Below are 26,717 nucleotides of genomic sequence, written 5' to 3'. Positions count from 1 at the left end.
GGAAACCTCAATTCGGCGGAGAGCGCGGTCAGCGTGAGAGGGTTAGAAGCCGCCGCCGAACACCTCGCCATGTCCCACCGTGAAGCCGATCCAGCGGCCGAAGACGATGACCAACGTCCAGCAGACGAGAGAGATCAGGCCCGCGGCTCTGGCCGCACGCGGCGGCGGCCCTCGATCCCAGGCGGCGACATCGCGAAAGACCACGCCTTCGAAGATGGCCATGTTAATCCCGGCGATCGCGATGAAGCAAAACTTCAGCCACAGGGATGGCGTGGCCAGATAGTCGCTCAGGCGCGGGATCAGCATCGCCACGCCGCTCGCCGCTGCGACGACGAAGGCCCCCCAGGTCCACTTCAAGGCGTCCTTGGAAAGCTCCGTCAGCGGCGCCCGAGTGGAAGCCAGCCCCAACAGTCGGATGTCCACCACCGCGATCGAGCCGAACAAGACCGCCACGGCCAGAACGTGGACCGCCTCAAGCACCGGGAAGGCCCAAAGCGACTCCTGCATGTAGAGCGACCAGGGCAGGCCCTGCAGCCAGTTCACGAAATGATCGGGCATGGCGCTAACCGAGCTTGAGTTGGGCGTAGGCGATCAGGCGGCCCAGGACGACGACGCCAGCCCACAGCCCCGTTACGGCCACGGCCGCCGCGCGCAGCAGCATCCGGGGCGCGCCGGCTCGATCGAGCTTTTCGCCGTGGCGACGGATGAGCCGCTGCAGGGCCAGGGTCGCGCCAAGGCCCACGAGCACGGCGGCCATCTTGCTCCAGAACACCAGATTGACCAGGTCGCGCACGGGCTCGGCGATCACCATCACCAGCCCCGTCGCCAGAGCGACCGCCGCGGTGATCCAGATCCAGGGCGTGAAACGCTGGCTGGTCGCCAACAGCGTCTGGGATGCGCCTGCCTCGCCCAGGATGCGAAGGTTCAGCATCAGCGCCGAGCCGACTAGGAGGCCCACAGCCAGGATGTGGAGGCATTGCGTCGCCGGCACGAGCCAGAGCGCTTCCTGAAACGCCAGGCTCAGCGGCGTGTCGGCCAGCGCGCGCGCGGCGGAAAGGATGGGGGTCAGCATGGACGCGATCTCTGGCCGGCCAAGCCTTCAGCCTTGCGCTGCCTAGGCATGGGTCTGCTCCTTGGGCGGACGGGCAAGCACCGATTGGGCGGCGCGCCGGGGGGCGTAGGTCAGGACCAGCACAGCCAGGAGGCCCGCGATCGGCAGCCCGCAGAACGCCCAGGTGACTAGGCCGATATCGATCCCTTGCAGGGCTATCCACGGGAGCGGCGCGATGGTCAGGGCGGTGGCGCCCGCCCACCGCAGGCGGCGGATCCGCAGGGGCGTTGCGGCCGTATTGAACGCGGCCTGATGATGGCGCGCCTGAGACAGGGCGATCAGCAGCGCGCCGGCGTACGACAGATAAAGCGACAGGATCAGCCTCATCGTCCGGCGGCCTTTGCAGACTTCGCCGATTTCGCGGGCTTTTCGCCGCCGGCCTTGGACACGGCCCAGGCGATGGCCAGCAGGCAGATCCCGCTGGCCACCAGCGTCAGGTCCATGCCCAGCCGCACGGTGTCGAGGGTGACGAGGTTGCGCCAGCCCAAGCCATTGAGAAGAGGCGCGCCGATGCAGAGGGCGGCGGTCAGGCCCAGTTGCTCGGTCCAGGCGCGGGCGGGCGGGCGAACGGCGGCGTGGATGGCCGCGGCCGCCCACGTCCAGAAGAAGGCCATCACGGGGCCGTCGATCCGGTGGGGCCAGGCGGCCGGCGTCAGGCGCTCGGCCCAGAGGAAGGCGATGCACGCCAAGGTGATCCCAGCCATGGCCGCGACATTGATCCTATCCACCCATGGAAGCCACGCGGGGACCTGGCGGCGCTCGGCGCGCTTGCGCACGAAGACGATAAGACCGCTGGCCACCATGCCGGTGCTGGCCAGCCCAGCCAGGAAATAGAACCAGCGGACGATCGGGCCGCCCCACTCGATGAAGTGCAGGGCGGCGATGAAGGACTGGGTCCTGGCGGCGGGGGAGTCCTGGCGCACCCTCAGGGTCGCGCCGGTCACCGCCGATAGGGCGACCTGCTGCACCTGTTGGGTGACGTAGTCTTCGCGCGAGCGATAGGCCTCGAAGGTCGCGTTGCTTCGGCCGGGGTCGCGGACATAGACGTAGGCGATCTTACCGACGCCAAGCTGGTCCTCGGCGCGCTTGAGAAGGTCGGGGAGAGGCCGCAGCGGCGCGGGTCCGCCCGCCGGCGTCTTGAAGTCGCGATACTCCAGCGCGATCGCTTCGCGCCGGAACGGCTCGGTCTTGCCCTGGTAGAGTACGTGAACGGCCGCGGGGATGTAGACCCAGTAGAGGATCACCAGGCCGGTGTAGGCCATCATGATGTGGAACGGCAGCGGCAACACCGCCAGCAGGTTGTGGCCATCAAGCCATGCCCGCTGTCCCGAGCCACGTGGGCGGAACAGGAAGAAGTCCTTGAAGATCCGCTTGTGGACGACGATGCCGCTGATCGACGCGACCAGCATGCCCACGCCCGCCAGACCGACCAGCAGGAAGCCGGCCATGTTCTTCGTACGGTCGATGTTGAGCATGTAGTGGTAGTCGAGGAAGAAGCCGCCGGCGTCTGTTTCGCGCGCGATCGCCGCGCCGGTTTCCGGATCCAGCTGACGCACGGTCGTGGCGCCCTTGTCGTTGCGCCAACTGACCTTGAGGGCCGGCGAGCGGCCGCTGGGCAACTCAATGCGCCACATCCGCGAATTTGGCACCTGACGCTCCAGGAAGGCCTGGCCGACCAGCAGGCTGCGGGTGGGGGAGGGGTGCAGGCCGCCTCGCACCTCGGGGCTGGCCCAATAGGTGATCTCGCTGTGGAAGACGGCGATCGAGCCCGTCAAAAGCACGCCAAACAGGATCCACCCCAGCACGAGGCCGGCCCAGGTGTGCAGCCACGACATGCTGAGGGTGAAGGTCTTCCTCATAGTCGCAGGCTCCAGCCCAGGGCTCCGAGCGCGAGCGACGCGAGCGTGGCCGCCAGGGCCAGGATCGCAATGCGACGCACGGCGAAGGCGGCGATGAACAGGGTCGGGTAGGCCAGCAGCGCCAGGTTGGTCGACACCAGGGCCGCGTCCACGCGCGAAAGGCCCGCGCCGCGCACGAGCAGCGCCGCAGCCGCCGCGGTCAAGCCGTAGCTGAGGCCGTAACCGACCAGGATGGCGACCAGCACCCGCAGCGCAATGTCGGCGGGCGAGGGGCCCGCCGACACCTTGGCCCGGGCCGGGGCGGCGGTGGCTGAAACCTTGGTGCTCATCGGCCTAGTTCGATTTCAGGATCGTGCCGAGCTGACCCTTGTCGTCGGCATAGGTGCGCTGGTTCTCCAGGCAAATGTACTCGCGCAACCGCATCCCGCTCTGCTTGGCGAACAGGCGCGTGACGGTCCAAGGACCGTCCAGCACGTCGGGATCGGTCAGGGTCACGGTGACTTCCAGCAAGTCGGGCTCGCGCAGGCGATAGCGTTCGGAGATGCGCAGTCGATCACCGTGTGGCGCGCCTTCGAACAATAGGGTCGGCTTGCGCACGCCCACCGTGTCGACGACCAGAGTGTCGGCCTCCCAGCGCCCGATCGAGTCGCCGAAGAAGGTGAACTCCAGGTCCTCGTCGGCCGGATGGCTGGTCGCGTTCAGATAGATGTGACGCACCTGAGTGTTGACCTCGAACACCATGAGGATCTCGTCGGGCGTCTGAACGATCTGCAGCGGAAGCGTGGTGCCCAATACGGCGGGCATGCCGTCGGGCAGGCAAACCGCCTTCTCGGTGGCGATCGGGGTGCCGGCCGCTTCGGCCGCCTGGCGCTTGGCCCGCGTGGCCGCGTACTCGGCGGCGGCCTGCGGCTGCAAGGGTGGCTTCGGGATTGGCGAATTGATCCGGTCGGGCCGGGCGTTGTCGCCCTTCTGCGGCGGGCGAAGCCAAACGCCGGTCAGGTCGACCGGCGCGGCGGCCGCCGTCTGGGAGACCATCAAGGCGGCGATCGTGGCCAGGACGGGCCAAGGCCACGAAGCGCGATCAGCCCACTTCATAGCGCAGCGTCCTTCCATCGCTGAGCGTTCCGCTCGACAGCAACCCGCCCTTGGCGCCCGAGCGCAGCGGATTGATCGTCAGGGTCACCCGGTCGCCAGGCTTGAGCGTGCGCGCCTTCCAGCCGAAATTGGTCATGGTCCGCAGGTCGCCAGCCTCGATGCTGTAGTGGGCCTTGGCGCCGCCTTCCGGCACGTCCAGCTCGATGAAGACGTGCGGATTGGTCCACTGGTACTCGGTCACGACCCCCACGATGGTCACGACCTTCTTGCGGTCGAACATCGCGGTGGAATGGTGAGCCAAGGCGGCGCCGGCCGACAGGACGCCGGCCGAGGCGAGGATCAGCAAGGATCGAAAGCGCATGCGTCGGCTCCCCTAGAACTTGACGCTGAGGCGCGCGACGAACTCGCGGCCGGGGTTGGAGGTGCCGCGTCCGCCGTTCTGGAACCGAGGGTCTGCGATGCGCGGATCGGAATCCTCGGCGATGAACAGGGTGCTGTAGTTGCGGTTCAGGAGGTTGGTCACCGTGGCCGAGAGATTGACCCGCTCGGTCAGTTCGATGTCGCCGGTGAGGTTCAGCACCACGAACGGGCTCTTGCGGTGCACCCAGTTGGACCGGGGCTCGCCCTGCGGGATCAGCAGGTTTTCCTCGGTATCGTAGAAGACCGGCCCACGGAGGATGGCCACCAGGTCCGCGCCCGCGCGGCGGCCAAACAGTGTGTGCTCCACGCGCGCGTCGAAAGAGCCCTCATAGCGGTACATGCGCTGGACATTGTTGGTGTTCAGGGTGGCGGCCGCGCCCTTGTCGGCCATGTCGAAGTTGTAGTAGCCGCCGGCCCGCAGCTTCAGGCCCCAGTCGCTGGCCCCCAGCAGCAGCGTCCCCAGGTCGGTGTTGGATTGCACCTCCAGGCCGCGGACGAGGACGTCGCCCGGATTGTTTGCGTAGTCGCTGGTGTTGGTGTTGTCGGGGCGCAGAACCGTGATGATACGGTCGCGGATGGTGTTCTGGAACAGGGCCGCGTCGAGCGTAAAGGTCGGGCGCGACCACAGGGCGCCGATCTCGTACTGCTTGCTGGTTTGCGGCCGCAGATTGGGATTGCCGAACACCCGTCCGCCGCCGAGCGATGTGAAGTCCGCGCCCAGCTGCGTCGCCGACGGGACGCGGAAGCCGGTGGAGGCCCCAGCCCGCAAGGCCAGGCCATCGATGGGACGCCAGGTGGCGCCCAGGGACCAGGTGGTTGCGTCGTAGTCGACGGTCCGGGCTCTTTGCAGGGCCAGGTTTGGCGTCGGGTCGAAGCTCATCTTGCCTTCGGTCCAGCGACCGCCGCCGCGCACCGTCACTCGCCCGTCGAAGAAGTCCTGGCTGTCCTCGACATAGTAGGCGCGGCTCTTGTCGGTCTGGTTGTTGTCCGAGGGCGGGATCTGCGCCAGCGTCGTGCCGGGCACGCCCTCGCGCCACCGGGTCGAGCGCAGAACCGCGCGCTCGCCGTCCAGGCCCAGCACCAGGGTATTGCCGCTCCACAGCCGCGCGGTCGGCCGGATCTGGTAGCCGCTGACCCATTGGTGACGCAGGTTGTTGTCATGCGCCGTGCCTGGCGCGGGTAAGGTGCCGTTCTTGATGATCGGCGAGGCCTGCCAAAGCTCGTCCACATCGGCCACGACATAGCCATGGGCGCTCCAGGTGAAGCGACCGTCGGCGGTCTTGCCGTCATAGGTCAGGTCGAGCGAGCGGTTGTCGCGATCGTCGAACGAATAGATGTTGGACCCCGAGCCGCGAAACCCGGCGTCATAGACCCCGTCGGTGCGCGCCTCGAGCGCCACGCGGTGCAGGGGTGTGATGTCCCAGCCAAGCGCGGCCGTGGCGCCGCGCCGTTTCCAAGCGGTGTTGGCCAGGGTCCCGCCGCCGCCTCGGCCGGTCGAATAGTCGTCCTTCTTGGCCGCGTTGATCCCGACATAGAAGTCGAAGGGCCCCAGATCGCCGCTGTAGGAAATCACGCCCTTGAGCAGTCCCGCCGACCCGGCCTCGAGGATCGCCGAACCGCCCGGAGCACCTCGTCCGTCCTTCAGGATCACGTTGACGACGCCGCCAATGTTCTGGCTGCCGTAAAGCACCGACGCTGGGCCGCGGACGATTTCAACCCGCGAGATGTCGGCCGCTGACAGCTTGGACAGGTTGGCGGTGCCGGCGCGGCGGCCGTTGAGCAGGACCAGGACCTCGCCCAGATAGTCGCGGCCCTGACCGTCACTGGCGCCGCCGCGCAGATTGATCGAGGTTTGGGACGGAGACCATTCGCTCAGGAAGGCGACGCTGTTCTCAGCGAAAAGCTCGGTCAGCGACTTGGCGGGCGAGCGGGCGATGGCCTGCTCATCGATGACCTGGATGGTGCCGGCCACCCGGCCCCGCGTCTCCGGGCGGGCGGTGGCCGTGACCACCACCTGATCCAGGGCGGTCGAGGGCGTCGCCTCTTGAGCCAGGGCGCCGGTGGCGACGCTCGCCAGCAGGGCCGTCAATAGCGGCAGGGTGTGGCGAAGCTGGGTCATCAAGGCGTCCATAGCGACTGGGCGAGGCCCCCGTGGCTCGCTGGGTGAAATCCCTATTTCCGTGGTGGGGATTATCCCATCGAGAATTTCTCACCCATGATTCAGGTGTTCTGGGTCGATATGAAGAGGATGGCGTCGCGATGCGGATTTGACTGGAAGTTATTGAGCGCATCGTTCTGTGAAGAGTGCAGCCGATGCGAGCATTGATGGGAAATTTGTCATTCTGATTGACTCATTAGATCAATCTGCGACGCAAAATCATAAACGAATATGCGCGGAATACTTAGAATATAGTCGGAATCCGAGTCTGAACGACTATGGGGTGGCTTTCGATCGCAAGCCGGCGTCAACGCCGAGGCGGGGCCGCGCGTCGTACGCGCAGGGCGTCGCGAGAAGGCCAGGGCAGGAACCATGGGCCGGCCCGCAATGCAATAGGATAGGCCGGTAGGGTATCATTTTTGTTTTGATACGCGATGCCCGACCGCTCGTGTGTGCGGGGTTCCGCCGTTTCCCTGTCTTTGTACGCCAGGGTACGACGCGCCGATTTGACTGTTGAGATCGGTGATTTTCGGGTCCCTTTACTCATCCCCGTAAGCAACGGGGACCCGCCGTGGACCTTTCCGAAACCGAAGCCGGACGTGAGCGCAGCCGCCAGATGCTGCGCACCGCCCTTGGGCCGCTGCTCCTGGCGCGGCTCGAAGACCCGGGCGTGGCCGAGGTCATGCTCAATCCTGACGGGCGCGTGTGGATCGACCGGTTCGACACGGGGCTCGCCGATGCGGGCCTGAGCGTTTCGGCCGCAGACGCTGAACGGATCTTGCGACTGGTGGCCCACCATGTGGCCGCCGAGGTCCATGCCGGTCGACCACGTCTGTCGGCCAAACTGCCCGGGACCGGCGAGCGGTTCGAAGGCTGGATGCCGCCCGTGGTGGCGGCGCCGACCTTCGCCCTGCGCAAGCCCGCCAGCCTCGTCTTCAGCCTCGGCGACTATGTCCGCGACGGGGTCATGACGGAACGCCAAGGCCAGGTGCTGGCCGACGCCGTGCGCGATCGGGCCAACATCCTGGTCGCCGGCCCCACGTCGAGCGGCAAGACCACCCTGGTCAACGCCCTGCTGGCGGAGATGGCCCGGACCGGCGATCGGGTGATCGTCGCCGAAGATGTGCCGGAGCTGAAGTGCGCGGCCCAGAACCAGGTGGCGATGAGCACCTGCGACAGTGTCGTCAGCCTGACCGACCTGGTCCGCTCCGCCCTGCGCCTGCGGCCAGACCGGATCATCATCGGCGAGGTGCGCGGCCCCGAGGCCCTGGATCTGATCAAGGCCTGGGGCACGGGGCACCCCGGCGGGGTCGGCACCCTGCACGCTGGCTCGGCCGTGGGCGCGCTGCTGCGCCTGGAACAGCTGATCCAGGAAGTGGTGGCCGTCGTGCCCCGCGCCCTGATCGCCGAGACCATTGATGTCATCGCCGTGCTCGCCGGACGCGGGCGAGCGCGACGCTTGACCGACCTTGTCCGCCTGGAGGGCCAGGCGCCCGACGGCGCCTACCAGCTCAGCTCCGCCTGAGACCCTAAGAGCCCCCCAACCCCTATCCAGTTCAAGGAGATGGCCTCGTGTCCACGAGCCTTGCCCTGCCGCGCGCCTATGCGCCCGGCCTTCCGTCCCCCGCTTCCCCTTCGCCCTGGCGCCTGCGCGAGCGTCTTCCGCGTCTGAAGCCCTGGCTTCTGGCCGGCCTCAGCCTCGGCCTGGTCCTGGCCAGCGCCCAGGCCCAGGCCGCCGGTTCGGGCATGCCGTGGGAAGAGCCGCTCCAGCAGATCCTGGAGTCGATCGAGGGCCCGGTCGCCAAGATCATCGCGGTGATCGTCATCATCGTCACGGGCCTGACCCTGGCCTTCGGCGAGACCTCCGGCGGTTCGCGCAAGCTGATCCAGATCGTCTTCGGCCTGTCGATCGCCTTCGCGGCCAGCTCCTTCTTCCTGTCGTTCTTCTCGTTCGGCGGCGGAGCGATGGTCTGATGGCCGGCGATCGCGCGACGGGGTTCGCCGCGCCCGTCCATCGGGCGCTGACCGAACCGATGCTGCTGGCCGGCGCTCCGCGCGCGATCGCCCTGGTCAACGGCACCCTGGCCGCGGCCCTGGGCCTGGGCCTTCGGCTCTGGGCGGTGGGACTGCTGGTCTGGCTGGTCGGCCATGGCCTGGCGGTTTGGGCTGCGCGCCGTGACCCGCAGATCTTCGAGGTCGGCCGCCGTCATGTGCGCCTGCCCAGCCACCTGGAGGTCTAGCCCATGCTCGACCTTCGCGAATACCGCCGCCGCCCCGCGCTTCTGGCCGACTTCCTGCCGTGGGTCGCGCTGGTCGCGCCGGGCGTGGTTCTCAAAAAGGATGGCGGCTTCCAGAGGTCCGCCGAATTTCGCGGGCCCGATCTCGACAGCGTCACCGACGCCGAGGTCGCCGCCGTCACCGCGCGGTTCAACGGCGCTCTGCGTCGTCTCGGCTCGGGGTGGGCGATCTTCGTGGAGGCCCGACGCGATCCGTCGGCGGCCTATCCAGGCAGCGCCTTTCCCGATGCTGTCTCTGCCTTGGTCGATGCGGAACGGCGCGCCGATTTCGTCGAGAGCGGCGAGCATTTCGAGAGCCGCTACTTTCTAACCTTGTCCTATCTGCCGCCCGCCGAGCGCCGAGGGCGCCTGGAGCGGCTGTTCGTCGAAGGCCGCGCCGGCGACCATGTCGATTGGCGGGCCGAACTGGCCGGGTTCATCGACCGCGCCGATCGGTTTCTGGGGCTGCTCGACGGGCTGATGCCCAGTCTGGCCTGGCTGGACGACAAGGCGACCTTGAGCTTCCTGCACGGCGCGGCCTCGACCGGACGTCAACAGGTCGCCGTCCCCGAGACCCCGATCTACCTCGACAGCCTCCTGGCGACGCAAGGCCTGGTCGGCGGGCTGGAGCCTCGCCTGGGGCGGGCTCACCTTCGGGTCCTGACGCTCGTGGGTTTCCCGCCCGCGACGACGCCGGGTCTCCTCGACGACCTCAATCGCCTGGCCTTCGCCTACCGGTGGTCGACCCGGGCGCTGTGCCTGGACAAGACGCTGGCCACAGGCCTGCTGACCAAGATCCGCCGCCAATGGTTCGCCAAGCGCAAGTCCGTGCTGGTGCTGTTGCGCGAGGCCCTGACCCAGGAGCCCTCGGCCCTGGTTGACAACGACGCCGCCAATAAGGCCGGCGAAGCCGACCAGGCCCTGCAGGATCTGGGCGGCGACGCAGTGGCCTACGCCTATGTCACCGCCAGTCTGGTGGTCTGGGACGAGGACCCCGCGCGCGCCGACGCCAAGCTGGCCCTGGCCGAGAAGGTCATTCAGGGGCGCGATCTCACGGTCATCCGCGAAGACGTCAACGCCGTAGAGGCTTGGTTGGGAACGATCCCCGGCCACGTCTACGCCAATGTCCGCCAGCCGCCGCTCTCGACGCTCAACCTGGCGCATCTAGCCCCGATGTCGGCGGTGTGGGCCGGCCCGGAACGCAACCGCCACCTGGACGGGCCGCCGCTGCTGATCGCCCGCACCGCCGGCTCAACGCCTTTTCGTCTGTCCCTGCACGTCGATGACGTCGGCCACGCCCTGGTGGTGGGACCCACCGGGGCGGGCAAGAGCGTGCTCTTGGCCATGCTCGCCCTGTCGTTTCGGCGCTACCGGCAGGCCCAGATCTTCGCCTTCGATTTCGGCGCCTCCAGCCGCGCGGCGGTGCTGGGCATGGGTGGCGATTTCCACGATCTGTCGAGCGAGCGCGGGTTTGCCCCAACCCTGCAGCCCCTGGCCTTGATCGATCTGCCCGAGGAGCGCGCCTGGGCGGCCGAATGGCTGGCGGCGATCCTGGCGCGCGAAGGCCTCGCCATCACCCCGACCGTGCGCGAGCACCTCTGGAGCGCGCTGGGATCGTTGAGCGGCGCGCCGGTCGCCGAGCGAACCCTGACCGGCTTGGTGGCGCTGCTGGCCAGTCCGGCGCTGAAGGCCGCGCTCGCGCCCTTCGTCCTGGGCGGGCCGCACGGCCGGCTGTTGGACGGAACCGGCGAGAAGCTTGGCGAGGCCGACGTCCAGGTGTTCGAGACCGAGGGCCTGGCGCGCGCCGCCGCCGCCCCGGCGGTCCTGGCTTATCTCTTTCACCGGATCGGCCGACGGCTCGATGGGCGTCCGACCTTGATCCTGATCGACGAAGGCTGGCTGGCCCTGGATGACCCCGCCTTTGGCGCCCAGCTGCGCGAGTGGCTTAAGACCCTGAGGAAGAAGAACGCCTCGGTCGTCTTCGCCACCCAGTCCCTGGCGGACGTGACCAACAGCGCCATCGCAGCCTCGATCATCGAAAGCTGCCCGACCCGGATCTTCCTGCCCAACCCGCGCGCCCTGGAGCCGCAGGGCGCGGCCGCCTACGGCCGCTTCGGGCTCAACGACCGGCAGATCGAGATCCTGGCCCAGGCCACGCCGGCCCGCGACTACTACCTGCAATCGCGGATCGGGGACCGTCTGTTCGACCTGGGCCTGGGACCCGTGGCCCTGGCCTTCACCGCCGCCTCGTCCAAGGCCGATCAGGCCGCGATCGCCAAGACCTTGGCCGACCACGGCCACGCCGGATTCGCCGCCGCCTGGCTGCGCGCAAAGCGTCTGGCCTGGGCCGCCGATCTCCTACCGGGCGGATTGGCCGTCCCGGTCCCTGTGTCTCCGGAGACATCGTCATGATCCCTTCACGTCGCCGTCTGGCGGCCGGCCTGGGCGCGTGCCTGGGCTTGGGCCTGCTGGGCGCCGCCTCGACCGCCAGCGCCCAGTTCACGGTCTTCGATCCGAGCAACTACGCCCAGAACGTCCTGACCGCCGCCCGGACCCTGCAGAGCATCAACAATCAGATCACCGCGCTGCAGAACCAGGCGCAGATGCTGATCGGCCAGGCCCGGAACCTGGCCAGCCTGCCGTACTCGTCGCTGGCGGTGCTGCAGGCGCAGGTCGATCGTACGCGTGATCTGCTGGGTCAGGCCCAGGGGCTGGCCTATGACGTCCAATCGATCCGCGACGCCTTTCGCACCCAGTACGGCGAGGCCCCGCTGTCGATCACCGACGCGGCCTTGACGGAGCGGGCGGACGCGCGCTGGGGCGCGGCGATCGCCAGCTTCCAGGACGCTTTGAAAGTCCAGGCCGGGGTGGTCGGTGGCCTGGGCGCCAGCCGCGATCAGATGAGCGCCCTCGTTGATCAGAGCCAGGGTGCGCAGGGCGGACTTCAGGCGGCTCAGGCGGGCAACCAACTGCTGGCCCTCCAAGCCCAGCAGTTGGCCGACCTGATCGCGCTTGGCGCCGCCCAGGGCCGCGCCCAAGCGCTGGACGCCGCCGATCGCGCCGCCGCGCGGGCCGACGCCAAGGCGCGGTTCGGCCGCTTCATGGGGAGCCCGACCACGCCATGAACCGGTCCCTCGCCTGGGGGACCGCACTGGTCATTTTGCTGGGGGCCGCTGTCTTGGCGGGCGGGGCTTCCCAGACGTCCAAGCCGGCGCCGAAGGCGCTGGCCGCGCGCGACGGCGAGCTGGCGCGCTGCCGGACGCTTGGCGAGGCGGCCGGAGAGGAGGCCCGCTGTCGCGCCGCCTGGGCCGCGGCCCGCTCGCGCTTCTTCGGCGGAGCCGCGTCATGACCGACGTCGGCGTCATCGATCGCTTCTTCGACACCTTCAATCGCTACCTCGACAGCGGCTTTGGGCTGCTGGGCGGGGAGGTGGCCTTCCTGTCGACCACGCTGGTGGCCATCGATGTCACCCTGGCGGCGCTGTTCTGGGCCTGGGCCCAGGGCGAGGATATCCTCGCGCGCCTCGTCAAGAAGACCCTCTATGTAGGGTTCTTCGCCTTCCTGATCGGCAATTTTCAGGCCCTGAGCCTGATCGTCCTCAAGAGCTTCTCGGGCCTGGGCCTGAAGGCTTCCGGCGCGGGGATCTCTGCCGAGGACTTCCTGCGGCCAGGACGTCTGGCGGCCCTCGGCGTGTCCTCCTGCAAGCCGCTCCTGGAAGCGGCCGCCGAGTTGGGCGGCTTTCCGGGCTTCTTCGAGAACATCGTCCAGATCGTCATCCTGCTGGCCGCGGCGCTCCTGGTCATCGTCGCCTTCTTCATCATCGCCATCCAGGTCTTCGTGGTGCTGATCGAGTTCAAGCTGGTGACCCTGGCCGGCTTCGTCCTCGTACCGTTCGGCCTCTTTGGCCGCACCGCCTTCCTGGCCGAGAAGGTGCTGGGCAATGTCATCGCCAGCGGCGTGAAGGTCATGGTCCTGGCCATCGTCGTCGGCATCGGCTCGTCGCTGTTCGCCGAATTCAACGACGCCGTGGCCGGCCAGCCGACCTTGGAAGAGGTCCTGGCCATCGCCCTGGCCGCCCTGACACTGCTGGGCCTGTCGATCTTCGGTCCGGGCGTGGCCTCGGGCCTGGTCTCCGGCGCGCCGCAACTGGGGGCCGGCGCGGCGGTCGGGACCGGCCTTATGGTCGGCGGCATGGCCATGGCCGGCGCGGCGGCGGCCCAGATGGTCGCCACAGGTGTTGGAGCCTCTGGCGCTGGGGCGGCCGCAGCGGGCGCTGCTGGCGGTCGGGGTCCGCCGCCCGGCGGCTCGCCCGCGCCAGGCGGTCCGCCGCCGGCCGCCCCTCCAGGCGGAGGGGGCGGCGCCAGTGCGGGGCCTTCGACCCCGCCGCCGCCGCCGACCGGTGATCCTGCCGGCGACGACGGGCAGGGCGGCGCAACGAGTTCGGATGGGGGCGGGGCGTCACCGCCGCCCTGGGCGCGCGACCTGCAGCACCGCCAATCCCTGGCTCATGGCGCGACCATGGCCGTCCACGCCGCCGGCAGCGGCGGCGATCACAGCGCCGGCGCGGCGCCCAGTCTCTCGGAGGACAGATGATGAGCCCGCTCAAGGGACCAGCGCGCTTTGGCGCGACCCCACCGCCCGAAACCGCCTATCACCGGGCGGGGCAGGCCTGGGATGCCCGCCTGGGATCGGCCCGGGTCCAAGCTTTCAACTGGCGCCTCATGGCCTTGGGGCTCCTGTCGCTCAGCGGCGGGCTGACGGCCGGGCTGGTGACCTTGTCGCTACGCGGCGGCGTGACGCCGTGGGTGGTGGAGGTGGACCGGCTGGGCGAACCCCGGGTCGCCGCGCCTGCCGCGCAGGGCGCGCGGGCCAGCGACGCGATGATCGCCTGGACGCTGGCCCGCTTCGTCACCGACGTGCGCTCGCTGTCCACCGACCCGGTGCTGATGCGTCAGGCCTGGCTGCGCGCCTACGACTTCACGGACGCGGACGGCGCGGCGGCTCTGTCGGACTATGCCCGCCGAGCCGACCCCTTCGGCCAGGTCGGCAAGGCCCAGACGACGGTGTCGATCTCCAGCGTGGTGCGCGCTTCGCCCAACAGCTTTCGCCTGTCCTGGACCGAGCAGCGCTACGCCGACGGTCAGCTCATCGCCACCGAGCGTTGGACGGCCATCCTGACCATCAGCCTGAAGCCGCCGCGCAGCCCCGAGGGTTTGCGCGCCAACCCGCTCGGCGTCTTCGTCACCGCCATCGCCTGGTCCAAGGAGTTTGGAGCGTGAACCGCACCGCTGTCCTGGCCGGCCTCATCGTCGCCACCGCCACAACCGCCGCCGTTCATGCCCAGCCCGGCGTCGCCGATCCCCGCCTGGCCACGCCCGCCGGCATAGCCCGCTTCGACTATGTCGAGACCGGCGTCTATCCTGTGATCGCCACCCCGGGGCGCATTACCGACATCGTCCTCGAGCCGGGTGAGGCGCTGGTCGCCACCGGACCGATCGCAGCCGGCGACACCACGCGCTGGGTGATCGGCGACACCGCGAGCGGAGCCGGCGAGACCCGCAGGGTGCGTGTCCTGGTCAAGCCCACGATCGCGGGCCTGGCCACGAACATGCTCATCAACACCGATCGGCGGACCTATCATCTGGAGCTACGCGCTTCAGCCCACACTTGGCAGACCCAGGTCTCCTGGCGCTACCCGCCGGCCCCGATCGTCCTGGTGGCAGCGGCACCAGTCTCCGCGAGGCCTCGGCTCGACCTATCGCGCGTCAATCGCGCCTACCGCATCAAGGGCGACCATCCCGCTTGGCGGCCGATCACGGTTTTCGACGATGGCGAGCGGACCTATGTCGAGTTTGGGCCCAGCGCCGTGCTCGACGACCTGCCGCCGCTCTATCGCACCGGCATCGACGGCAAGAGCGCCGAGTTGATCAACTACCACGTCGAAGACGGGCGGCTTGTCACCGAACGCCTGATCGACCGCGCTGAGCTGCGACTGGGTGGTAAGGGCGCGGCCGGCCGGGTTCGTCTTGTGCGGATGGCCGTGTCGGAGACCGGCCGATGAACCAGAATCGCAACCCAGCCGAAGACGCTATCGCCAAGACGCTGCGTCTGCGAGCCGCGACCCCGCCCGTGGCCCGCCTGTCCCGCCGCGCCCTGATCGCCACAGGCGTGCTGGTTTCGCTCAGCCTTTGTGGCGCAGTGGGGTGGTCGCTGGCCCAGCGTGAGCGCGCGCGGCCGCCGGTCGCCGAGGCGCCGCGAATGGCCACGCCGTCGGAGCGCGTGACTGCCTTGCCGCGTGGCTATGTCGGTCCCGCTGGCGTTCCGACGTTGGGACCGCCGCTCCCCGGGGATCTGGGCCGGCCGATGCTGAACGCTCAACGCCAAGGCAAGTCCACGGACTGGCCCACGCCCCAGGGCGCAGAGAACCGGCCGGTTAGCGCCGAGCCTGGCGGATCCTGGCCACCGCCGGCCTCGTCACTGACGGCCAGACCCGAGGCTGACGTCCAGACCATCGCTCGCCAGACCGCCCGCCAGAGCGGACTTTTCGCCGCCCAAAGCGCGGGAGCAGGGCGCGCGATCGGCCCGTCGCCGGCGCCCGCGGCCGAGGTCGGGCAAGCCGATACCCGCACCACCAGCGTGGAGCGACTTCAGGCCCCGGCCTCGCCCTATGTTCTGCAGGCCGGCGCGATGATCCCCGCGGCCCTGATTACCGGGCTACGCTCGGACGCGCCGGGCCTGGCCATCGCCCAGGTCACTCAGGACGTCCATGACAGCCTGGGCGGCGGGGTGCTGCTGATCCCGGCCGGCGCCCGGCTCGTCGGCGACTATGACGCCCAGGTGCAGGGCGGTCAGGCCCGGCTCCGGGTGAGCTGGACGCGGCTGATCCTGCCGTCCGGCCGCTCGATCATCCTCGACAAGCTGCCGGCGGCCGACGCTCAAGGCATGGCCGGCCTGCAGGACGGTGTCGATCGCCATGGCCGCCAGGTGCTGGCCGCCGCGGGGCTCTCGACGCTCCTGGCCATCGGCGCGGAAGCCGGCGGCGATCGCGACGAGGACGCGCTCGTCCGGGCCCTGCGCCGGGGCGGCGGCAATACGGCCAGCCAGATGGGACAGCAGATCGTCGGCAGGAGCCTGGATCTCAAACCCACCCTGACCATCCGCCCCGGCGCGCCGCTGCGGGTGCTGCTGAGCCACGACCTGGTGCTGGAACCCTATCAAGAAAGGAATGCCCGATGAGCAAACTGAAACTCGGGCCGCTGGAGGACGAGACGCCCGTCAAGCTGGCCCTCGAGCTGCCCGCCGCCATTCACCGTGACCTGGTCGCGTACGCGGCCGCTCATGCCGCCCAGGAGGGCGGCAAGGCTGTCGATCCAGGCCGGCTGGTGGCGCCGATGCTGGCGCGGTTCATGGCTACCGACCGGGCCTTCGTGCGTGGGCGCAAGCCGCGCGACTAGGTCGTGTCGCCAACCATGGCCGCCAGCAGGCCAAGCACACGCTTCTGAAGGCGGCGAGGCAAGCGCGCCATGACGTCGGCCATCGCCATCCCCTCCGGACAGGCGATGAGCAGGTTGAGCGCCGCGGCGCCGGGCGGCTCGGCGGGGTCTTCCGCCGTGGTCGACGGTAAGGTCTCGAAGAACCATTCAGGCCGCACGCCCAGGGCCTTGGCCATGCCGTGCAACATCGAGGCGCTGATGCGGTTGGCGCCCCGCTCATATTTCTGGACCTGCTGGAAGGTCAGTCCCAAGCTGGCCGCCAGAGCGCTCTGACTGATCTTGAGAGCTTTGCGGCGAAGACGAAGGCGCGCGCCGACGTGCTGATCGACGGGGTGAGGCTTGAGGCTTGGCAAGATAGACTCCAGACGGTTGGTCTGGGGACGCGCCAGGCGGCGGGGGTTGGTAGTGGCGGCGGAAATATATTCTGCGCGATCCGGGCCTCCTGGCCCGGTCCGCGGGGTTGTCGATCACGAACCTAGCGCGTTAGCTGCGGGGATGAAGGCGCCCAAATCGCTCGATGATGTCGACTGGGACGAGGCTGCCGGCCATTTGGTCGGGGCCTTTCCTGGCGCGTCCTTGGCTGAGGTCGTGGCCCGCGCCGAAGCGGCGGCCGTCACGCTCGACGACTGGGGCAAGGCCCGCGAGGCCGAGTCCATGCGCCGCGCCGCGGCCCATATCCGCAAGCGGATGATGAACTAAGGGCCGCTTGCACTGATGGTTGACGGCCAGGCCAGAGCCGGTGATGTCGTGCCCGCATGCCGACCTCTATCGGCGGGCAAGGTCGGGACGCGAGGCGCGGTTAGGGCATGACCCACGATGATGAAGATGACGATGGTCGCTGGGTGTGCGCCGAGTGCGTGGGCGAAACCTATCTGAGCGATCAGATCCTGGCGTCGCGCGACGAGACCACCTGCGCCTTCTGCGAGCAAGAGGCGGCCTGTATCACGATCGACGAACTGGCCGGCTGGGTCGAGACGGCCTTCGGCGCGCACTACTACCGGACCAGCAATGAGCCCGACGCCATGCAGTCGATGATGCTGCGGGACCGAGAGAGCGCCTACGAGTTCGAACGGCCGGGCGATGATGTGCTGTGGGCCATCGCGGAAGCCGCCGAAGTCTCCGAAGAGATCGCCCAGGAGGTGCTCGATGTGCTCAGCGAACGCCACAGCGATTTCGACACCGCGGCCATGGGAGACGAATGCGAATTCGATCCCGAAAGCCGCTATGCCCGGCTGGGGCCCAACGACATCGAATTCCAGCTCGCCTGGCAGAGTCTGGAGCGTTCGCTGAAGGCCGAGACCCGGTTCTTCAACAAGGAAGCCGAAGGCCTGCTCAAGCGCCTGTTCAGCGGAGTGGCTCACTACAAGACCGCCAACGGGCGCCGCGTCGTTCGCAAGGCCGGGCCAGACACCAAACTGCCAAGCTTCTTCCGCGCCCGCGTCTTCCATTCCGACAAGGCCCTGAGCCGGGCGCTGGAACGCCCAGATCTTGAACTCGCCCCGCCGCCAAGCGCTATCGCGGCCGCCGGACGGATGAATGCGATGGGGGTGTCGCTCTATTACGGCGCGACCGATCCCGAGGCCGCGCTCGCCGAGGTGCGGCCCGCCGTCGGCGGCCGGGTCTTGGTCGGCCGGTTCGATGTCATCCGACCGCTTCGCCTGCTCGACATCGACGCGCTGCGGTCGGTCTATGTCACGGGCAGCATCTTCGATCCCGATTTCATGGGCCGCCTGGAACTGGCCAAGTTCCTCGAAAGCCTTGGACACCGGATGACCATGCCGGTCATGCCGGGTGACGAACCGGCCGAATACCTGATCACTCAGGTGATCGCCGACTATCTGGCTTCCGATACAGAACTGGACTTGGACGGCCTGCTGTACCCGTCGGTCCAGCAGGCGGGGAAGCACCAGAACGTCGTGTTGTTCCGGCGCGCCTCACGCGTCAAGCCGCTCGACCTGGCCGCCGACACGGAGGTGTCGGTATACCTGGATCATTTCGACGACGGCGGCGCCGTGCCGGCCTATTGGGTGTCCGAAGCCGTACCGCCCGTCGTCGCCCAGCCCCCGGACGAAGACCCCGACAAGATCCTGGCCATGTTCCAGCCCGGTCCCTTCACCAATCCGTTCGCCGAGCCCGAGGACGATCGTCAACCCGCGTTGGCCGTGGCGCTCGACACGCTGCAAGTCCATCACGTGCATTCGCTGACGATCGGAACTCACGCCTTTGATGTCACGCGTCATCGCCATACCAAGCTGGTGGTCCCGGGCAGGAAGTGACCCTGTCCGGGACCGGCTAGTCCCTTGGCGGGCGGGGCGGCCTGGAGCGGCCTGGGTGGCGGCGCGTCAGTAGAGCTCGAGATAGGTCGAGGTCGGCTTGGGCCAGTTGGCCCGAAGCGCCGCTTCGATGCGCGCCACGAAGTTAGCGTCGGCCGCGGCCTCTGGCCCCGTGTGGCGGCCGCCGGCGTCGAACGTCTCGAACCGAAAGGCCACGCCCGTGAGGTTGAGGGCGCCGACTTCATCCGAAAGGTACGCGATGCCCGCGGTGTCCACGCGGATCTGGCGGTCTTCGCTGTCGTCCTTCGACGCGAGCAGGTTGGCGACGTCCTGGGTGGTGAAGGCGCTGTTCAAGTCGAGCACGATGAGCATTCTCCCTATGGTTAAGCTGGGGAGATGGTGCATCTCTGGGATGGCGACAGGGGGGATTGAGATCTTCTGGCGCCTGCCAATTTGAAAATCGATCGTCCGTCCGGTGCGTGCTCTCCGGCGCAAGAACGATCACGCTGGCTTGGGAGGCCAAGTGTCGTATTCGGAGTTCTCTGAGTTTTCCTACGGCTTTGCGCTGACCCACGAGTTGGCCAACTTAGAATCCCTGGCGATGGCGCCGATCTTTCCGAGTCTTCTGGCCGAAGGCGGGCCCGGCGGGGGTTGGGACGTCAATCTCGAGATGGCCGCGGCGCCGCTCTATCTGCAGTTCAAGCGTTCCCAACGCATCCGCAGAGCCAGCGGCAAGGAGGCCAAGCTGTCCGCCGAAGAAGGGTACGGGCTGGTCGCCCCCTACCACCGCTTCGCGATCACCGATGCGGCGAAGTCCAATCAGCACAAGATGCTGCTGGAACTCGATAACGGCGAACAGGACGTCTTTTACGTGGCGCCGGAGTTTACGAGCTTGGCCGCGCTCAACACCCATTGGCGCAAGGGTGAGGTGGAAGATCACTCCGTCCTCGTCCGTCCGCAGGAGATCGGGGCCTTGAGCAACGGATCCCATAGCGTCGCCTTCAATCCCGAAGGCGTCTGGTGTTTCTCCAAGCCCAAACCGCTGACCGCCGTGTCTCCAGGGGCGTTGCGCGAGACTCTCGGCATGCGCCTTCAGATCGATGGGCGGCCGTTGCGTGAGACGGTCTTCAAGATGGCGGCGGACCTCAAGGACGCTGAACGTCGAGGCCGAAAGGCGATCGGGCTACGGGTGCGGGATGGCCAACAGGCGGCGTTCTCCGACGCGCTGGCGGTTTCGGCTCAGGATCCGAACGGCGCGGTGGTGCGCCGCGTGTTGAACGACATGGCCCAGACGGCGCTCGGTGTGTTCGACGCCCAGTTGGTTCTCTTTCAAGGCGTTGCGCCGAAGACCTGATAGGATTGCCGCGATTGACGTCTGTTTGCGCCCTAGGCGCGGGCGAGCACCTGCGACACCATGAAGGCCATGGCGGCCAGGAGCGCGGCGAGGGCGCCAAGGCCGGCCCAACCGGCGGGGGTCAGCAGGCGGGCGGTCGGACGGGAACGAGGCGGCATAGCCCTGATGGTACGGCGCCGCTCATGGCGACGCTAGGTGTGGCCTAGATTTGTCCACCAATCGGCATAGGGCGTGTTTCGGGCCAGATGCCTGTTCAGGTCCGGCGCTGCGTCTGTCCACCAGACTGGACCGCGCTCGCCCAGACCCACCTTCGCCGCGTCGACCCGGGCGCGCGCCGAGGCCAGCTGGCGCGGGTCCTGGGCGGCCAGGGCGGTCCGCACCGCGCGGCGCGCGTCCATCAGCGCGTCCACCAAGGCTTGGCGCGCTTGCGGCGACAGGTCGGGATCGCTCCGTCGCCACAGACGGCCGCGCACCACGATATAGCGACCGTCGGGGGTGACGGGGGGCTGGGCCGGCGGCGTGTTAGTCATCGCGCCAGCTCGATCCAGGCCGGAGCATGGTCGCTGGCGCCGTCTTCGCCACGCACCCAACGATCCACGCCAGCGTCCGTCAGCTGTGTCGTGAGATCTGGTGACAGCAGGAGATGGTCGATCCTCAGACCCTTGTCCTTGGGCCAGCGCTCCCGGAGATAGGACCAATAGGTCCAGGGCGGATGGTCGGGGTGGACGGTCTTCAACGCGTCGGTCCAGCCCTGGTCCAGAAGGCGCTGGAAGGCGGCGCGGCTTTCGGGACGCAGCAGGGCGTCGCCGCTATAGGAGTGGTTGGGATAGATGTCGGCTTCGGTCGGAACGACATTGTAGTCGCCGGCTAGGACGACCGGTGCGCCGCTGTCCATCAAGCCCTTAGCATGGGCGATCAGGGCCTCGAACCAGGCCAGCTTGTAGTCGAACTTGGGTCCAGGGAGCGGATTGCCGTTGGGCAGGTAGAGGCAGCCGACCACGACGCCGTGCGCCGCTGCCTCGATATAGCGCGCTTGGCCCGGATCAGGCTCGCCGGGCAGGGCGGTGCGGGTCACCACCGGCTCCCTGCCACGGGCCAGGATCGCCACGCCGTTCCAAGTGCGCTGGCCCTTCCAGGCGGCGTGGTAACCCATCTGCTTGAGAGCCTCGGCGGGAAAACGGCCTTGCTCGGCCTTCAGCTCCTGCAGGCAGACGACGTCGGGCTCTTCCTGCGCGAGCCAGTCGATCAGGACATCGAACCGGCTCACCACGTTGTTGATGTTGAAGGTGGCGATGCGCAACGCGAGGTCTCCTGGCGACCTCAACCCGTGTGCTGGACCGCGCGTTCCCCGGCTCCTGGGCGATCTGGCTTGGAACTGCGCTGGTCGGCCAAGCGCTGAATCTCCGTCCGCTGCGTGTGTAAGGCGGGCGGGGACGCCGGTCCGTTGTGTCGCCCTCTAGCGCCCGCGGACCGGCCAACCTCGCGGGGCTAACGCCGCACCGTCCGGAACGTCACCGAATAGCGTAGCGCTTCCACGGCGGGGATGCTGTGCTGCCAATCGCTCCGTGCGGGTCCGCTCATCAGATAGGCCGAGCGCGGCGCGGCGATGATCGAGGCCCTATCCCATCGATCGCCGAGCTTACGGCGTAGGCGAAACTGGCAGGGCGAGACGAGCGAAACCCCGGCGATGGCCACGGCCGGCGGACGATCGCGGTGCCAGCCGATCCCCGCGCCCGGCGAATACTCGGTGACCAGGGCGTGGCGGAAGCTGTCCTGCGCCAGGCCGGTGAAGGCGGCGACCTTTGCCAGCAGCGGCAGGAGGAGGTCGGGGATCGACTCGCCAGTCTCGACCATTCTGCCGGCCTCGTCCTGGCGCCAGCCGAAACCGGCGATCCGGCGGTGGCCGAAATAGCCCAGGTGCTCATAGGGCTTGAACGGCAGGCCCCGGAACTGGGTGACGAGATCCTGCTCCTCGGCGGCGGTGATCAGCTCGGCCTGGTGGCGGAAGCCGTCGGGCAGGGGCGTCTTCGGCGGCCTGGGCGCGGTGGGCAGGTCGAAAAGCAAGGGCTGGGCGGGGGACATCGGATCCTTCAGCAGAAATTGCGGCTGCGGCGCGCCCAGGCCAGGTCGCCGGCGTCGACGCCGCGATCCTGCAAGGTCGTCATCAGCGGGCTGAGATCGTGCAGTTGGTAGGCCACCAGGTGAACGACATCGCCTTCGCGCTGGATGCGGCCGTCGACCCCGATCAGGTGGGCGCCAAGCGCGATGCGGCGCTGCTTCTCGTAGAGGCTCTTCCAGATCACCAGGTTGGACGCGCCGGTCTCGTCCTCGATGGTCATGAACATCACGCCCTTGGCCGTGCCGGGCATCTGGCGCACGAGCACCAGGCCCGCGGTCTTGATGAAGCGGCCGTCGCGAGCGTCGGCGGCGACCCGGCAAGGGACGCGACCCAGGGCGTGCAGGTCCTGCCGCAGCAGCGCCAACGGATGACGCCGCAAGGACAAGCCCACATGGCTGTAATCCTCAATGATTTCGCGGCCCTCGGTCATGGACTTCAAAGTCGGCGGCGGCTCGTTGAGCTCGGACGCGTCGGCCTGGTCGAAGAGCGGCAAGGCGACGTCGCGTAGGCCTTTGATCGTCCAGCCGGCCTCGCGGCGCTGCAGGCCAAGACTGGGGGCGAAGGCGTCGGCCTCGGCTAGGCGCGACAAGGCGCCGGTCCCAATCTGAGCCCGCCGCCAAAGATCGTCGATCGTGCGATAGGGGGCCTCGGCGCGGGCCAGCACCAAACGCGCCGCGTCGACTTCCGCCAGCTTGCCGACCATGCGCAGGCCGAGCCTGACGGCCAGGGCCCCGTCGGACCTTTCCTCCAGCGTGCAGTCCCAACGCGAGGCGTTGACGCAGATCGGTCGAACCTCGACGCCATGCTCCTGCGCGTCGCGGACGATCTGGGCCGGCTGGTAAAAGCCCATGGGCTGGCTGTTCAGCAGGGCAGCGCAGAAGACCTCGGGGTGGTGGCATTTGAGCCAGGAGGAGGCATAGGCCAGAAGCGCGAAGCTGGCCGCGTGGCTTTCCGGAAAACCGTAGGAGCCGAACCCCTCCAGCTGGCTGAAGGTCCCTTCTGCGAAGTCCTGCGGATAGCCGCGCGCCACCATGCCGCCGACCAGCTTGTCCCGAAAGTGGCTGACGCCGCCGGTCATCTTGAAGGTGGCCATGGCCCGGCGTAGCTGGTCAGCCTCGCCGGGCGTGAAGCCGGCGCATTCGATCGCCACCCGCATGGCCTGCTCCTGGAAGAGCGGCACGCCCAGGGTCTTGCCCAGGACCTTTTCCAACTCGGGCTTGGGATAGGTCACCTTCTCCTTGCCCTCGCGCCGGCGCAGGTAGGGATGGACCATGTCTCCCTGGATCGGGCCGGGGCGAACGATCGCCACCTCAATGACCAAGTCGTAGAAGCTGCGCGGCTTGAGGCGCGGCAGCATGGCCATCTGCGCCCGGCTCTCGATCTGGAAAACGCCCAGGGTGTCGGCCTTGCGGATCATCGCATAGGTGCGGGGATCCTCTGCCGGGATGGTCGCAAGATCCAGCGCGATGCCCTTGTGATCTTTCAGCAAATCAAGGCCGCGCTTCAAGCAGGTCATCATCCCCAGAGCCAGGACGTCGACCTTCATGAACTTCAGCTCGTCGATGTCGTCCTTGTCCCATTCGATGATCTGGCGATCATCCATCCGGGCCGGCTCGATCGGCACCAGTTCGTCCAGCCGCTCCTCGGTGAGCACGAAGCCGCCAGGATGCTGGGAGAAGTGGCGGGGCGTGTTGAGCAGCAGCTGGGCCAGCTCCAGCGTCAGGCGCAGGCGCCGGTCCGACAGATCCAGACCCATGTCGCGGGCGTGCTTCTCCTCGATGTCCTCGCGGCTGAAGCTCCAGATCTGGCTGGAGAGACCCTTGGTCATGTCCTCGGGCAGGCCCAGGACCTTGCCGACGTCGCGCACCGCGCCGCGCGGGCGAAAGCGCTGGACCACGGCCACCAGCGCCGCCCGGTGACGACCATAGGTCTCGAAAATCCACTGCATCACCGTCTCGCGGCGGGCGTGCTCGAAGTCGACATCGATGTCGGGCGGCTCGTCACGCTCGGCGCTGACGAAGCGCTCGAAGAGAAGATCATTGCGCTCGGGGTCGATGCTGGTGATGCCCAAGACGTAGCAGACCGCCGAATTGGCGGCCGAGCCGCGGCCCTGGCAGAGGATGTCCTGGCTCCGGGCGTAGCGGACGATCGAATTGACGGTCAGAAAGTAGGGCGCATAGCCCAACTGGCCGATCAGTTTCAGTTCGTGGTTCAGGATGCGGCGGATCTCCGGGGTCACCCCGTCGGGAAAGCGCAGGTCTGCGCCCGCCCACGTCAGCCGCTCCAGGGTCTGCTGGACCGTCTCACCGGCTTCGACCACCTCGCGCGGATACTGATAGCTCAGTTCCGACAGCGAGAACCGGCAGCGGCGGGCGATATCCACCGATGCGGCCAGCGCCGCGGCATGGCGCGTAAAGAGCCGTTGCATTTCGGTCGGGGGCTTGAGGTAGCGGTCAGCATGGCGATCCCGCCGAAAACCGACATCGTCGATGGTGGTGTTCTCGCGGATGCAGGTGACGACGTCCTGCAGCAGGCGACGGTCCTTGTCGTGGAACAGCACCCTATTGGTGACGACCGGGGTGACGCCGGCCCGCATCGCCAACTGCTCCAGGTCGTAGAGCCGCAAAGCATCGCCAGGGCGCCGCCGCAGGGTCAGGGCGACATGGGCGTCGGCGCCGAAGATCGCCGCCAGCCGCGCCAACTGCTGGGCGCACAGATCATCGGGCTGGTCCGGGACCAAGATGGCGATCAGCCCCTGCGCGTGGGCGGCCAGGTCGGTGTGGTCGAGGTCGCACGCGCCCTTGCCGGCGCGGGCCTTGCCCAAGGACAGAAGCCGGCAAAGCCGGCCATAGGCGGCTCGGTCGGTGGGGTAGACCAGAACCGTCATGCCATCGCGCAGCACCAACTCGCAGCCAATGATCAGCCGAACCCCGGTCGCCTTGGCGGCGATATGAGCCCGAACGAGTCCCGCCACGCTGTTGCGGTCACAGATCGCCAGCGCCGGATAACCCAGCCGCTGGGCCTCGTCGAAAAGCTCGCCCGGCGAAGAGGCTCCGCGCAGGAGCGAAAAGTGGGAGGCGCAGTGAAGTTCGACGTAATCGCCAAGCTCTTCAGTGGGTTGATCCGGGATCCTCATCCGAACACCCCGGCCATGAACCAGCGCTGGCTACCGCTGGCCTGATCCTCGCCGTCGCCGTCGCGATAGATCCAATAACGCGCGCCGCCATCGTCCTCGACCTGGAAGTAGTCTCTTGAGCGGGCCAGCTCGGCGTCGGCCTTCCACCATTCGCCGAACACGCGCTCGGGACCGTCGGCTCGCCGCACCCGTCGGCGCACGCCGCGCCAGGTGAACCAGGCCGGCGGCTGATCGGGCAGAAGGGCGAGCGTCTCGATCGGCTCGGGACGTGGGAAGAACCGTGTGGGGCGCGGCCAGTCGGCGGGCCAGGAAAAGGCGACCGGGCGCTCGAGCGCCGGAGCCTTGCGGACGCTGCGCTCGGGGATGTCGCTATCGGCGCTGGTCAGGCGATAGACATGTTCGGCGCCGAGCCGTGCGGCCAGGGTGTCGATCAACCCGGAGAGATCGGCGGCGACGGCCTTTCCGCCAAGCGCCTCGTCTTGCTTGTAGGCCAGGGGCTCGGCCCCCGGCGCGGCGAGCACCATCTTGTCGACGCCAAAGCCTGGATCGATGGTCTCGAGTTTCTCGCAAAGCAGCTTGGCCAGCCGGCGAGCGTCGCGCGCCGGCGCCGATAAGGCGATGCGGGCGGCCTCGATGCGGTTGTCGACCCGGTAGAACCAGGCGTCGATGGCCTTTGCCCCCAGGGTGGCGGCCTCCAGCGCGGCGCATAGGTCTAGGGTCAGTTCCGTCAGATAGCGGGCCAGGGTCTCGGGCGCGCCGATCGGTTCGGCGAAGACCCTGGCCACGCGCGGGGTCTGGGCGGCGAACACCGGCTCGATCGGCTCGCGCTCGCGGGCGAAGGCCTGATCGAGGCGCCGGATGGGCTCCAGGCCGAACCGATGGGCCAGCGGTCCCTTGGCCGTGGCCTCCAGCTCGCCAATCGTGTCGAAACCTGGCTTGGCCAGGGCCTGGACGAGATCAGGCGCCAGGCGCAGGGCCGCCACGGGCAGGTCCTTCAGCTGCAGGCCCAGCGCGCCGGACGGGGCGACAAAGACCGAGCGACGCGAATAGCGCGCCAAGGCGTGGGCGCCGCCCCAGCTGTCGGCGATGGCCAAGGTCGCGCTCAGGCCGGCCTTGGCCAGACGCTGGCGGAGATCGAGCAGCATCTTCTCCTCGCCGCCGAAGAGATGGGCGCAGCCGGTGGCGTCGATGACCAGGCCCTCGGGCGGATCGGCCGCCACGGTCGGCGAGTAGAGGCGCTGAGCCCACAGGGCCAGACGCTCGAGCGCGGCCTGATCGCCGGCCGCGTCGAGGTCGTGCAGAACCAGGCCTGGAACGAGGGCCGTGGCGTGGGCCACGGCCTGGCCAAGGCGCAGGCCGGCCTGGGCGGCGGCCAGGTTCATATGCGCGATCGCGCGGCGGCGTCCGATCCGCCCGACCATGA

At 68.3% G+C, this 26,717-nt stretch carries 30 protein-coding genes; 14 read left to right on the top strand and 16 right to left on the bottom strand.

Features of this window, described 5'->3' with window-relative positions:
* Positions 1-42: 42 nt before the first annotated feature.
* Genes E1H18_RS05885 through E1H18_RS05850 form a run of 8 tightly spaced genes read right to left on the bottom strand, consistent with a single transcriptional unit; the run spans position 43 to position 6,604 of the window.
* Positions 43-558: a DUF6644 family protein gene (locus E1H18_RS05885; RefSeq protein WP_172264650.1), complete on the bottom strand. Its 516-nt coding sequence runs from the start codon at positions 556-558 to the stop codon at positions 43-45.
* 4 nt (positions 559-562) lie between these two features.
* Positions 563-1,072, bottom strand: coding sequence for a DUF6644 family protein (locus E1H18_RS05880; protein ID WP_172264647.1), 510 nt, complete (start codon positions 1,070-1,072; stop codon positions 563-565).
* Between the two features lie 42 nt (positions 1,073-1,114).
* A complete protein-coding gene (locus E1H18_RS05875) occupies positions 1,115-1,438 on the bottom strand; it encodes a DUF3325 domain-containing protein (RefSeq protein WP_172264644.1) in 324 nt (107 codons plus the stop codon).
* Positions 1,435-2,970, bottom strand: coding sequence for a PepSY domain-containing protein (locus E1H18_RS05870; RefSeq protein WP_172264641.1), 1,536 nt, complete (start codon positions 2,968-2,970; stop codon positions 1,435-1,437). The genes E1H18_RS05875 and E1H18_RS05870 overlap by 4 nt, the downstream gene beginning before the upstream one ends.
* Entirely contained in the window at positions 2,967-3,299 is a 333-nt protein-coding gene (locus tag E1H18_RS05865) for a hypothetical protein (RefSeq protein WP_172264639.1), read from the bottom strand. The genes E1H18_RS05870 and E1H18_RS05865 overlap by 4 nt, the downstream gene beginning before the upstream one ends.
* A 4-nt stretch (positions 3,300-3,303) precedes the next feature.
* Entirely contained in the window at positions 3,304-4,065 is a 762-nt protein-coding gene (locus E1H18_RS05860; RefSeq protein WP_172264636.1) for a hypothetical protein, read from the bottom strand.
* Positions 4,052-4,426: a DUF6152 family protein gene (locus E1H18_RS05855; RefSeq protein ID WP_172264633.1), complete on the bottom strand. Its 375-nt coding sequence runs from the start codon at positions 4,424-4,426 to the stop codon at positions 4,052-4,054. The genes E1H18_RS05860 and E1H18_RS05855 overlap by 14 nt, the downstream gene beginning before the upstream one ends.
* A 12-nt stretch (positions 4,427-4,438) precedes the next feature.
* Positions 4,439-6,604 carry a TonB-dependent receptor gene (locus tag E1H18_RS05850; RefSeq protein WP_206679028.1) on the bottom strand — a complete coding sequence of 722 codons (2,166 nt, stop codon included), beginning with the start codon at positions 6,602-6,604 and terminating at the stop codon, positions 4,439-4,441.
* Between the two features lie 655 nt (positions 6,605-7,259).
* On the opposite strand from E1H18_RS05850, the gene trbB reads away from it, so the two are divergent.
* The 11 genes from trbB to E1H18_RS05795 all read left to right on the top strand — a co-directional run bounded on the left by trbB (position 7,260) and on the right by E1H18_RS05795 (position 16,373).
* On the top strand, positions 7,260-8,168 hold the full coding sequence (gene trbB / locus E1H18_RS05845) for a P-type conjugative transfer ATPase TrbB (RefSeq protein WP_172265691.1): 909 nt from the start codon (positions 7,260-7,262) through the stop codon (positions 8,166-8,168).
* Positions 8,169-8,311: 143 nt separating this feature from the next.
* The gene (locus tag E1H18_RS05840; protein WP_172265694.1) at positions 8,312-8,617 is read left to right on the top strand and encodes a TrbC/VirB2 family protein; all 306 of its coding nucleotides are present in this window, start codon (positions 8,312-8,314) and stop codon (positions 8,615-8,617) included.
* Complete coding sequence (locus tag E1H18_RS05835; protein WP_172264630.1) at positions 8,617-8,883, top strand: VirB3 family type IV secretion system protein; 267 nt, start codon at positions 8,617-8,619, stop codon at positions 8,881-8,883. Before E1H18_RS05840 ends, E1H18_RS05835 begins: the two co-directional genes overlap by 1 nt.
* A gap of 3 nt (positions 8,884-8,886) precedes the next feature.
* Positions 8,887-11,331 (top strand): conjugal transfer protein TrbE, encoded by a 2,445-nt coding sequence (gene trbE, locus E1H18_RS05830; protein WP_172264627.1) that lies wholly within the window; start codon positions 8,887-8,889, stop codon positions 11,329-11,331.
* Complete coding sequence (gene trbJ / locus E1H18_RS05825) at positions 11,328-12,044, top strand: P-type conjugative transfer protein TrbJ (protein ID WP_172264623.1); 717 nt, start codon at positions 11,328-11,330, stop codon at positions 12,042-12,044. The genes trbE and trbJ overlap by 4 nt, the downstream gene beginning before the upstream one ends.
* Positions 12,041-12,268 carry a putative entry exclusion protein TrbK-alt gene (trbK-alt, locus tag E1H18_RS05820; RefSeq protein WP_172264620.1) on the top strand — a complete coding sequence of 76 codons (228 nt, stop codon included), beginning with the start codon at positions 12,041-12,043 and terminating at the stop codon, positions 12,266-12,268. The genes trbJ and trbK-alt overlap by 4 nt, the downstream gene beginning before the upstream one ends.
* Positions 12,265-13,512, top strand: coding sequence for a P-type conjugative transfer protein TrbL (gene trbL, locus E1H18_RS05815; protein WP_172264617.1), 1,248 nt, complete (start codon positions 12,265-12,267; stop codon positions 13,510-13,512). Before trbK-alt ends, trbL begins: the two co-directional genes overlap by 4 nt.
* Positions 13,512-14,198, top strand: coding sequence for a conjugal transfer protein TrbF (trbF, locus tag E1H18_RS05810; protein WP_172264614.1), 687 nt, complete (start codon positions 13,512-13,514; stop codon positions 14,196-14,198). Before trbL ends, trbF begins: the two co-directional genes overlap by 1 nt.
* Positions 14,195-14,980: a TrbG/VirB9 family P-type conjugative transfer protein gene (locus E1H18_RS05805; protein WP_370526436.1), complete on the top strand. Its 786-nt coding sequence runs from the start codon at positions 14,195-14,197 to the stop codon at positions 14,978-14,980. Before trbF ends, E1H18_RS05805 begins: the two co-directional genes overlap by 4 nt.
* Positions 14,977-16,155, top strand: a complete 1,179-nt coding sequence (locus E1H18_RS05800) for a TrbI/VirB10 family protein (protein ID WP_172264611.1) — start codon at positions 14,977-14,979, stop codon at positions 16,153-16,155. Before E1H18_RS05805 ends, E1H18_RS05800 begins: the two co-directional genes overlap by 4 nt.
* Positions 16,152-16,373: a DUF2274 domain-containing protein gene (locus E1H18_RS05795; RefSeq protein WP_172264608.1), complete on the top strand. Its 222-nt coding sequence runs from the start codon at positions 16,152-16,154 to the stop codon at positions 16,371-16,373. The genes E1H18_RS05800 and E1H18_RS05795 overlap by 4 nt, the downstream gene beginning before the upstream one ends.
* Here the strand turns inward: E1H18_RS05795 and E1H18_RS05790 are convergent.
* Positions 16,370-16,765, bottom strand: a complete 396-nt coding sequence (locus E1H18_RS05790) for a helix-turn-helix domain-containing protein (protein ID WP_241735904.1) — start codon at positions 16,763-16,765, stop codon at positions 16,370-16,372. The genes E1H18_RS05795 and E1H18_RS05790 overlap by 4 nt on opposite strands.
* A gap of 142 nt (positions 16,766-16,907) precedes the next feature.
* Here E1H18_RS05790 and E1H18_RS05785 point away from each other — a divergent pair, with 142 nt between their 5' ends.
* Positions 16,908-17,111, top strand: coding sequence for a hypothetical protein (locus E1H18_RS05785; protein ID WP_172264605.1), 204 nt, complete (start codon positions 16,908-16,910; stop codon positions 17,109-17,111).
* 107 nt (positions 17,112-17,218) lie between these two features.
* Positions 17,219-18,688 (top strand): RES family NAD+ phosphorylase, encoded by a 1,470-nt coding sequence (locus E1H18_RS05780; RefSeq protein ID WP_172264602.1) that lies wholly within the window; start codon positions 17,219-17,221, stop codon positions 18,686-18,688.
* A 66-nt stretch (positions 18,689-18,754) separates the two neighbouring features.
* Here the strand turns inward: E1H18_RS05780 and E1H18_RS05775 are convergent, their stop codons facing one another.
* Positions 18,755-19,048, bottom strand: coding sequence for a hypothetical protein (locus E1H18_RS05775; RefSeq protein WP_172264599.1), 294 nt, complete (start codon positions 19,046-19,048; stop codon positions 18,755-18,757).
* Between the two features lie 160 nt (positions 19,049-19,208).
* On the opposite strand from E1H18_RS05775, the gene E1H18_RS05770 reads away from it, so the two are divergent.
* Positions 19,209-20,039: a hypothetical protein gene (locus E1H18_RS05770; RefSeq protein WP_172264596.1), complete on the top strand. Its 831-nt coding sequence runs from the start codon at positions 19,209-19,211 to the stop codon at positions 20,037-20,039.
* Between the two features lie 32 nt (positions 20,040-20,071).
* Here the strand turns inward: E1H18_RS05770 and E1H18_RS27100 are convergent, their stop codons facing one another.
* The 6 genes from E1H18_RS27100 to E1H18_RS05745 form a co-directional block, all read right to left on the bottom strand.
* Positions 20,072-20,197 carry a hypothetical protein gene (locus E1H18_RS27100; protein WP_255500839.1) on the bottom strand — a complete coding sequence of 42 codons (126 nt, stop codon included), beginning with the start codon at positions 20,195-20,197 and terminating at the stop codon, positions 20,072-20,074.
* Between the two features lie 33 nt (positions 20,198-20,230).
* A complete protein-coding gene (locus E1H18_RS05765; RefSeq protein ID WP_172264593.1) occupies positions 20,231-20,569 on the bottom strand; it encodes a hypothetical protein in 339 nt (112 codons plus the stop codon).
* Positions 20,566-21,339 carry an exodeoxyribonuclease III gene (locus tag E1H18_RS05760; protein WP_172264590.1) on the bottom strand — a complete coding sequence of 258 codons (774 nt, stop codon included), beginning with the start codon at positions 21,337-21,339 and terminating at the stop codon, positions 20,566-20,568. The genes E1H18_RS05765 and E1H18_RS05760 overlap by 4 nt, the downstream gene beginning before the upstream one ends.
* A 188-nt stretch (positions 21,340-21,527) precedes the next feature.
* Positions 21,528-22,121 carry an alpha-ketoglutarate-dependent dioxygenase AlkB gene (locus tag E1H18_RS05755; RefSeq protein ID WP_172264588.1) on the bottom strand — a complete coding sequence of 198 codons (594 nt, stop codon included), beginning with the start codon at positions 22,119-22,121 and terminating at the stop codon, positions 21,528-21,530.
* 8 nt (positions 22,122-22,129) lie between these two features.
* Positions 22,130-25,294, bottom strand: a complete 3,165-nt coding sequence (locus tag E1H18_RS05750) for an error-prone DNA polymerase (protein WP_172264585.1) — start codon at positions 25,292-25,294, stop codon at positions 22,130-22,132.
* Complete coding sequence (locus tag E1H18_RS05745; protein WP_194247916.1) at positions 25,291-26,715, bottom strand: DNA polymerase Y family protein; 1,425 nt, start codon at positions 26,713-26,715, stop codon at positions 25,291-25,293. The genes E1H18_RS05750 and E1H18_RS05745 overlap by 4 nt, the downstream gene beginning before the upstream one ends.
* Positions 26,716-26,717: the final 2 nt, after the last annotated feature.

Source organism: Caulobacter sp. RHG1 (genome assembly GCF_013181195.1).
In the GTDB taxonomy this organism is placed as follows: domain Bacteria; phylum Pseudomonadota; class Alphaproteobacteria; order Caulobacterales; family Caulobacteraceae; genus Caulobacter.
Note: the sequence above shows the minus strand (reverse complement) of the source record. Positions and strands in the feature narration are given on the sequence as shown.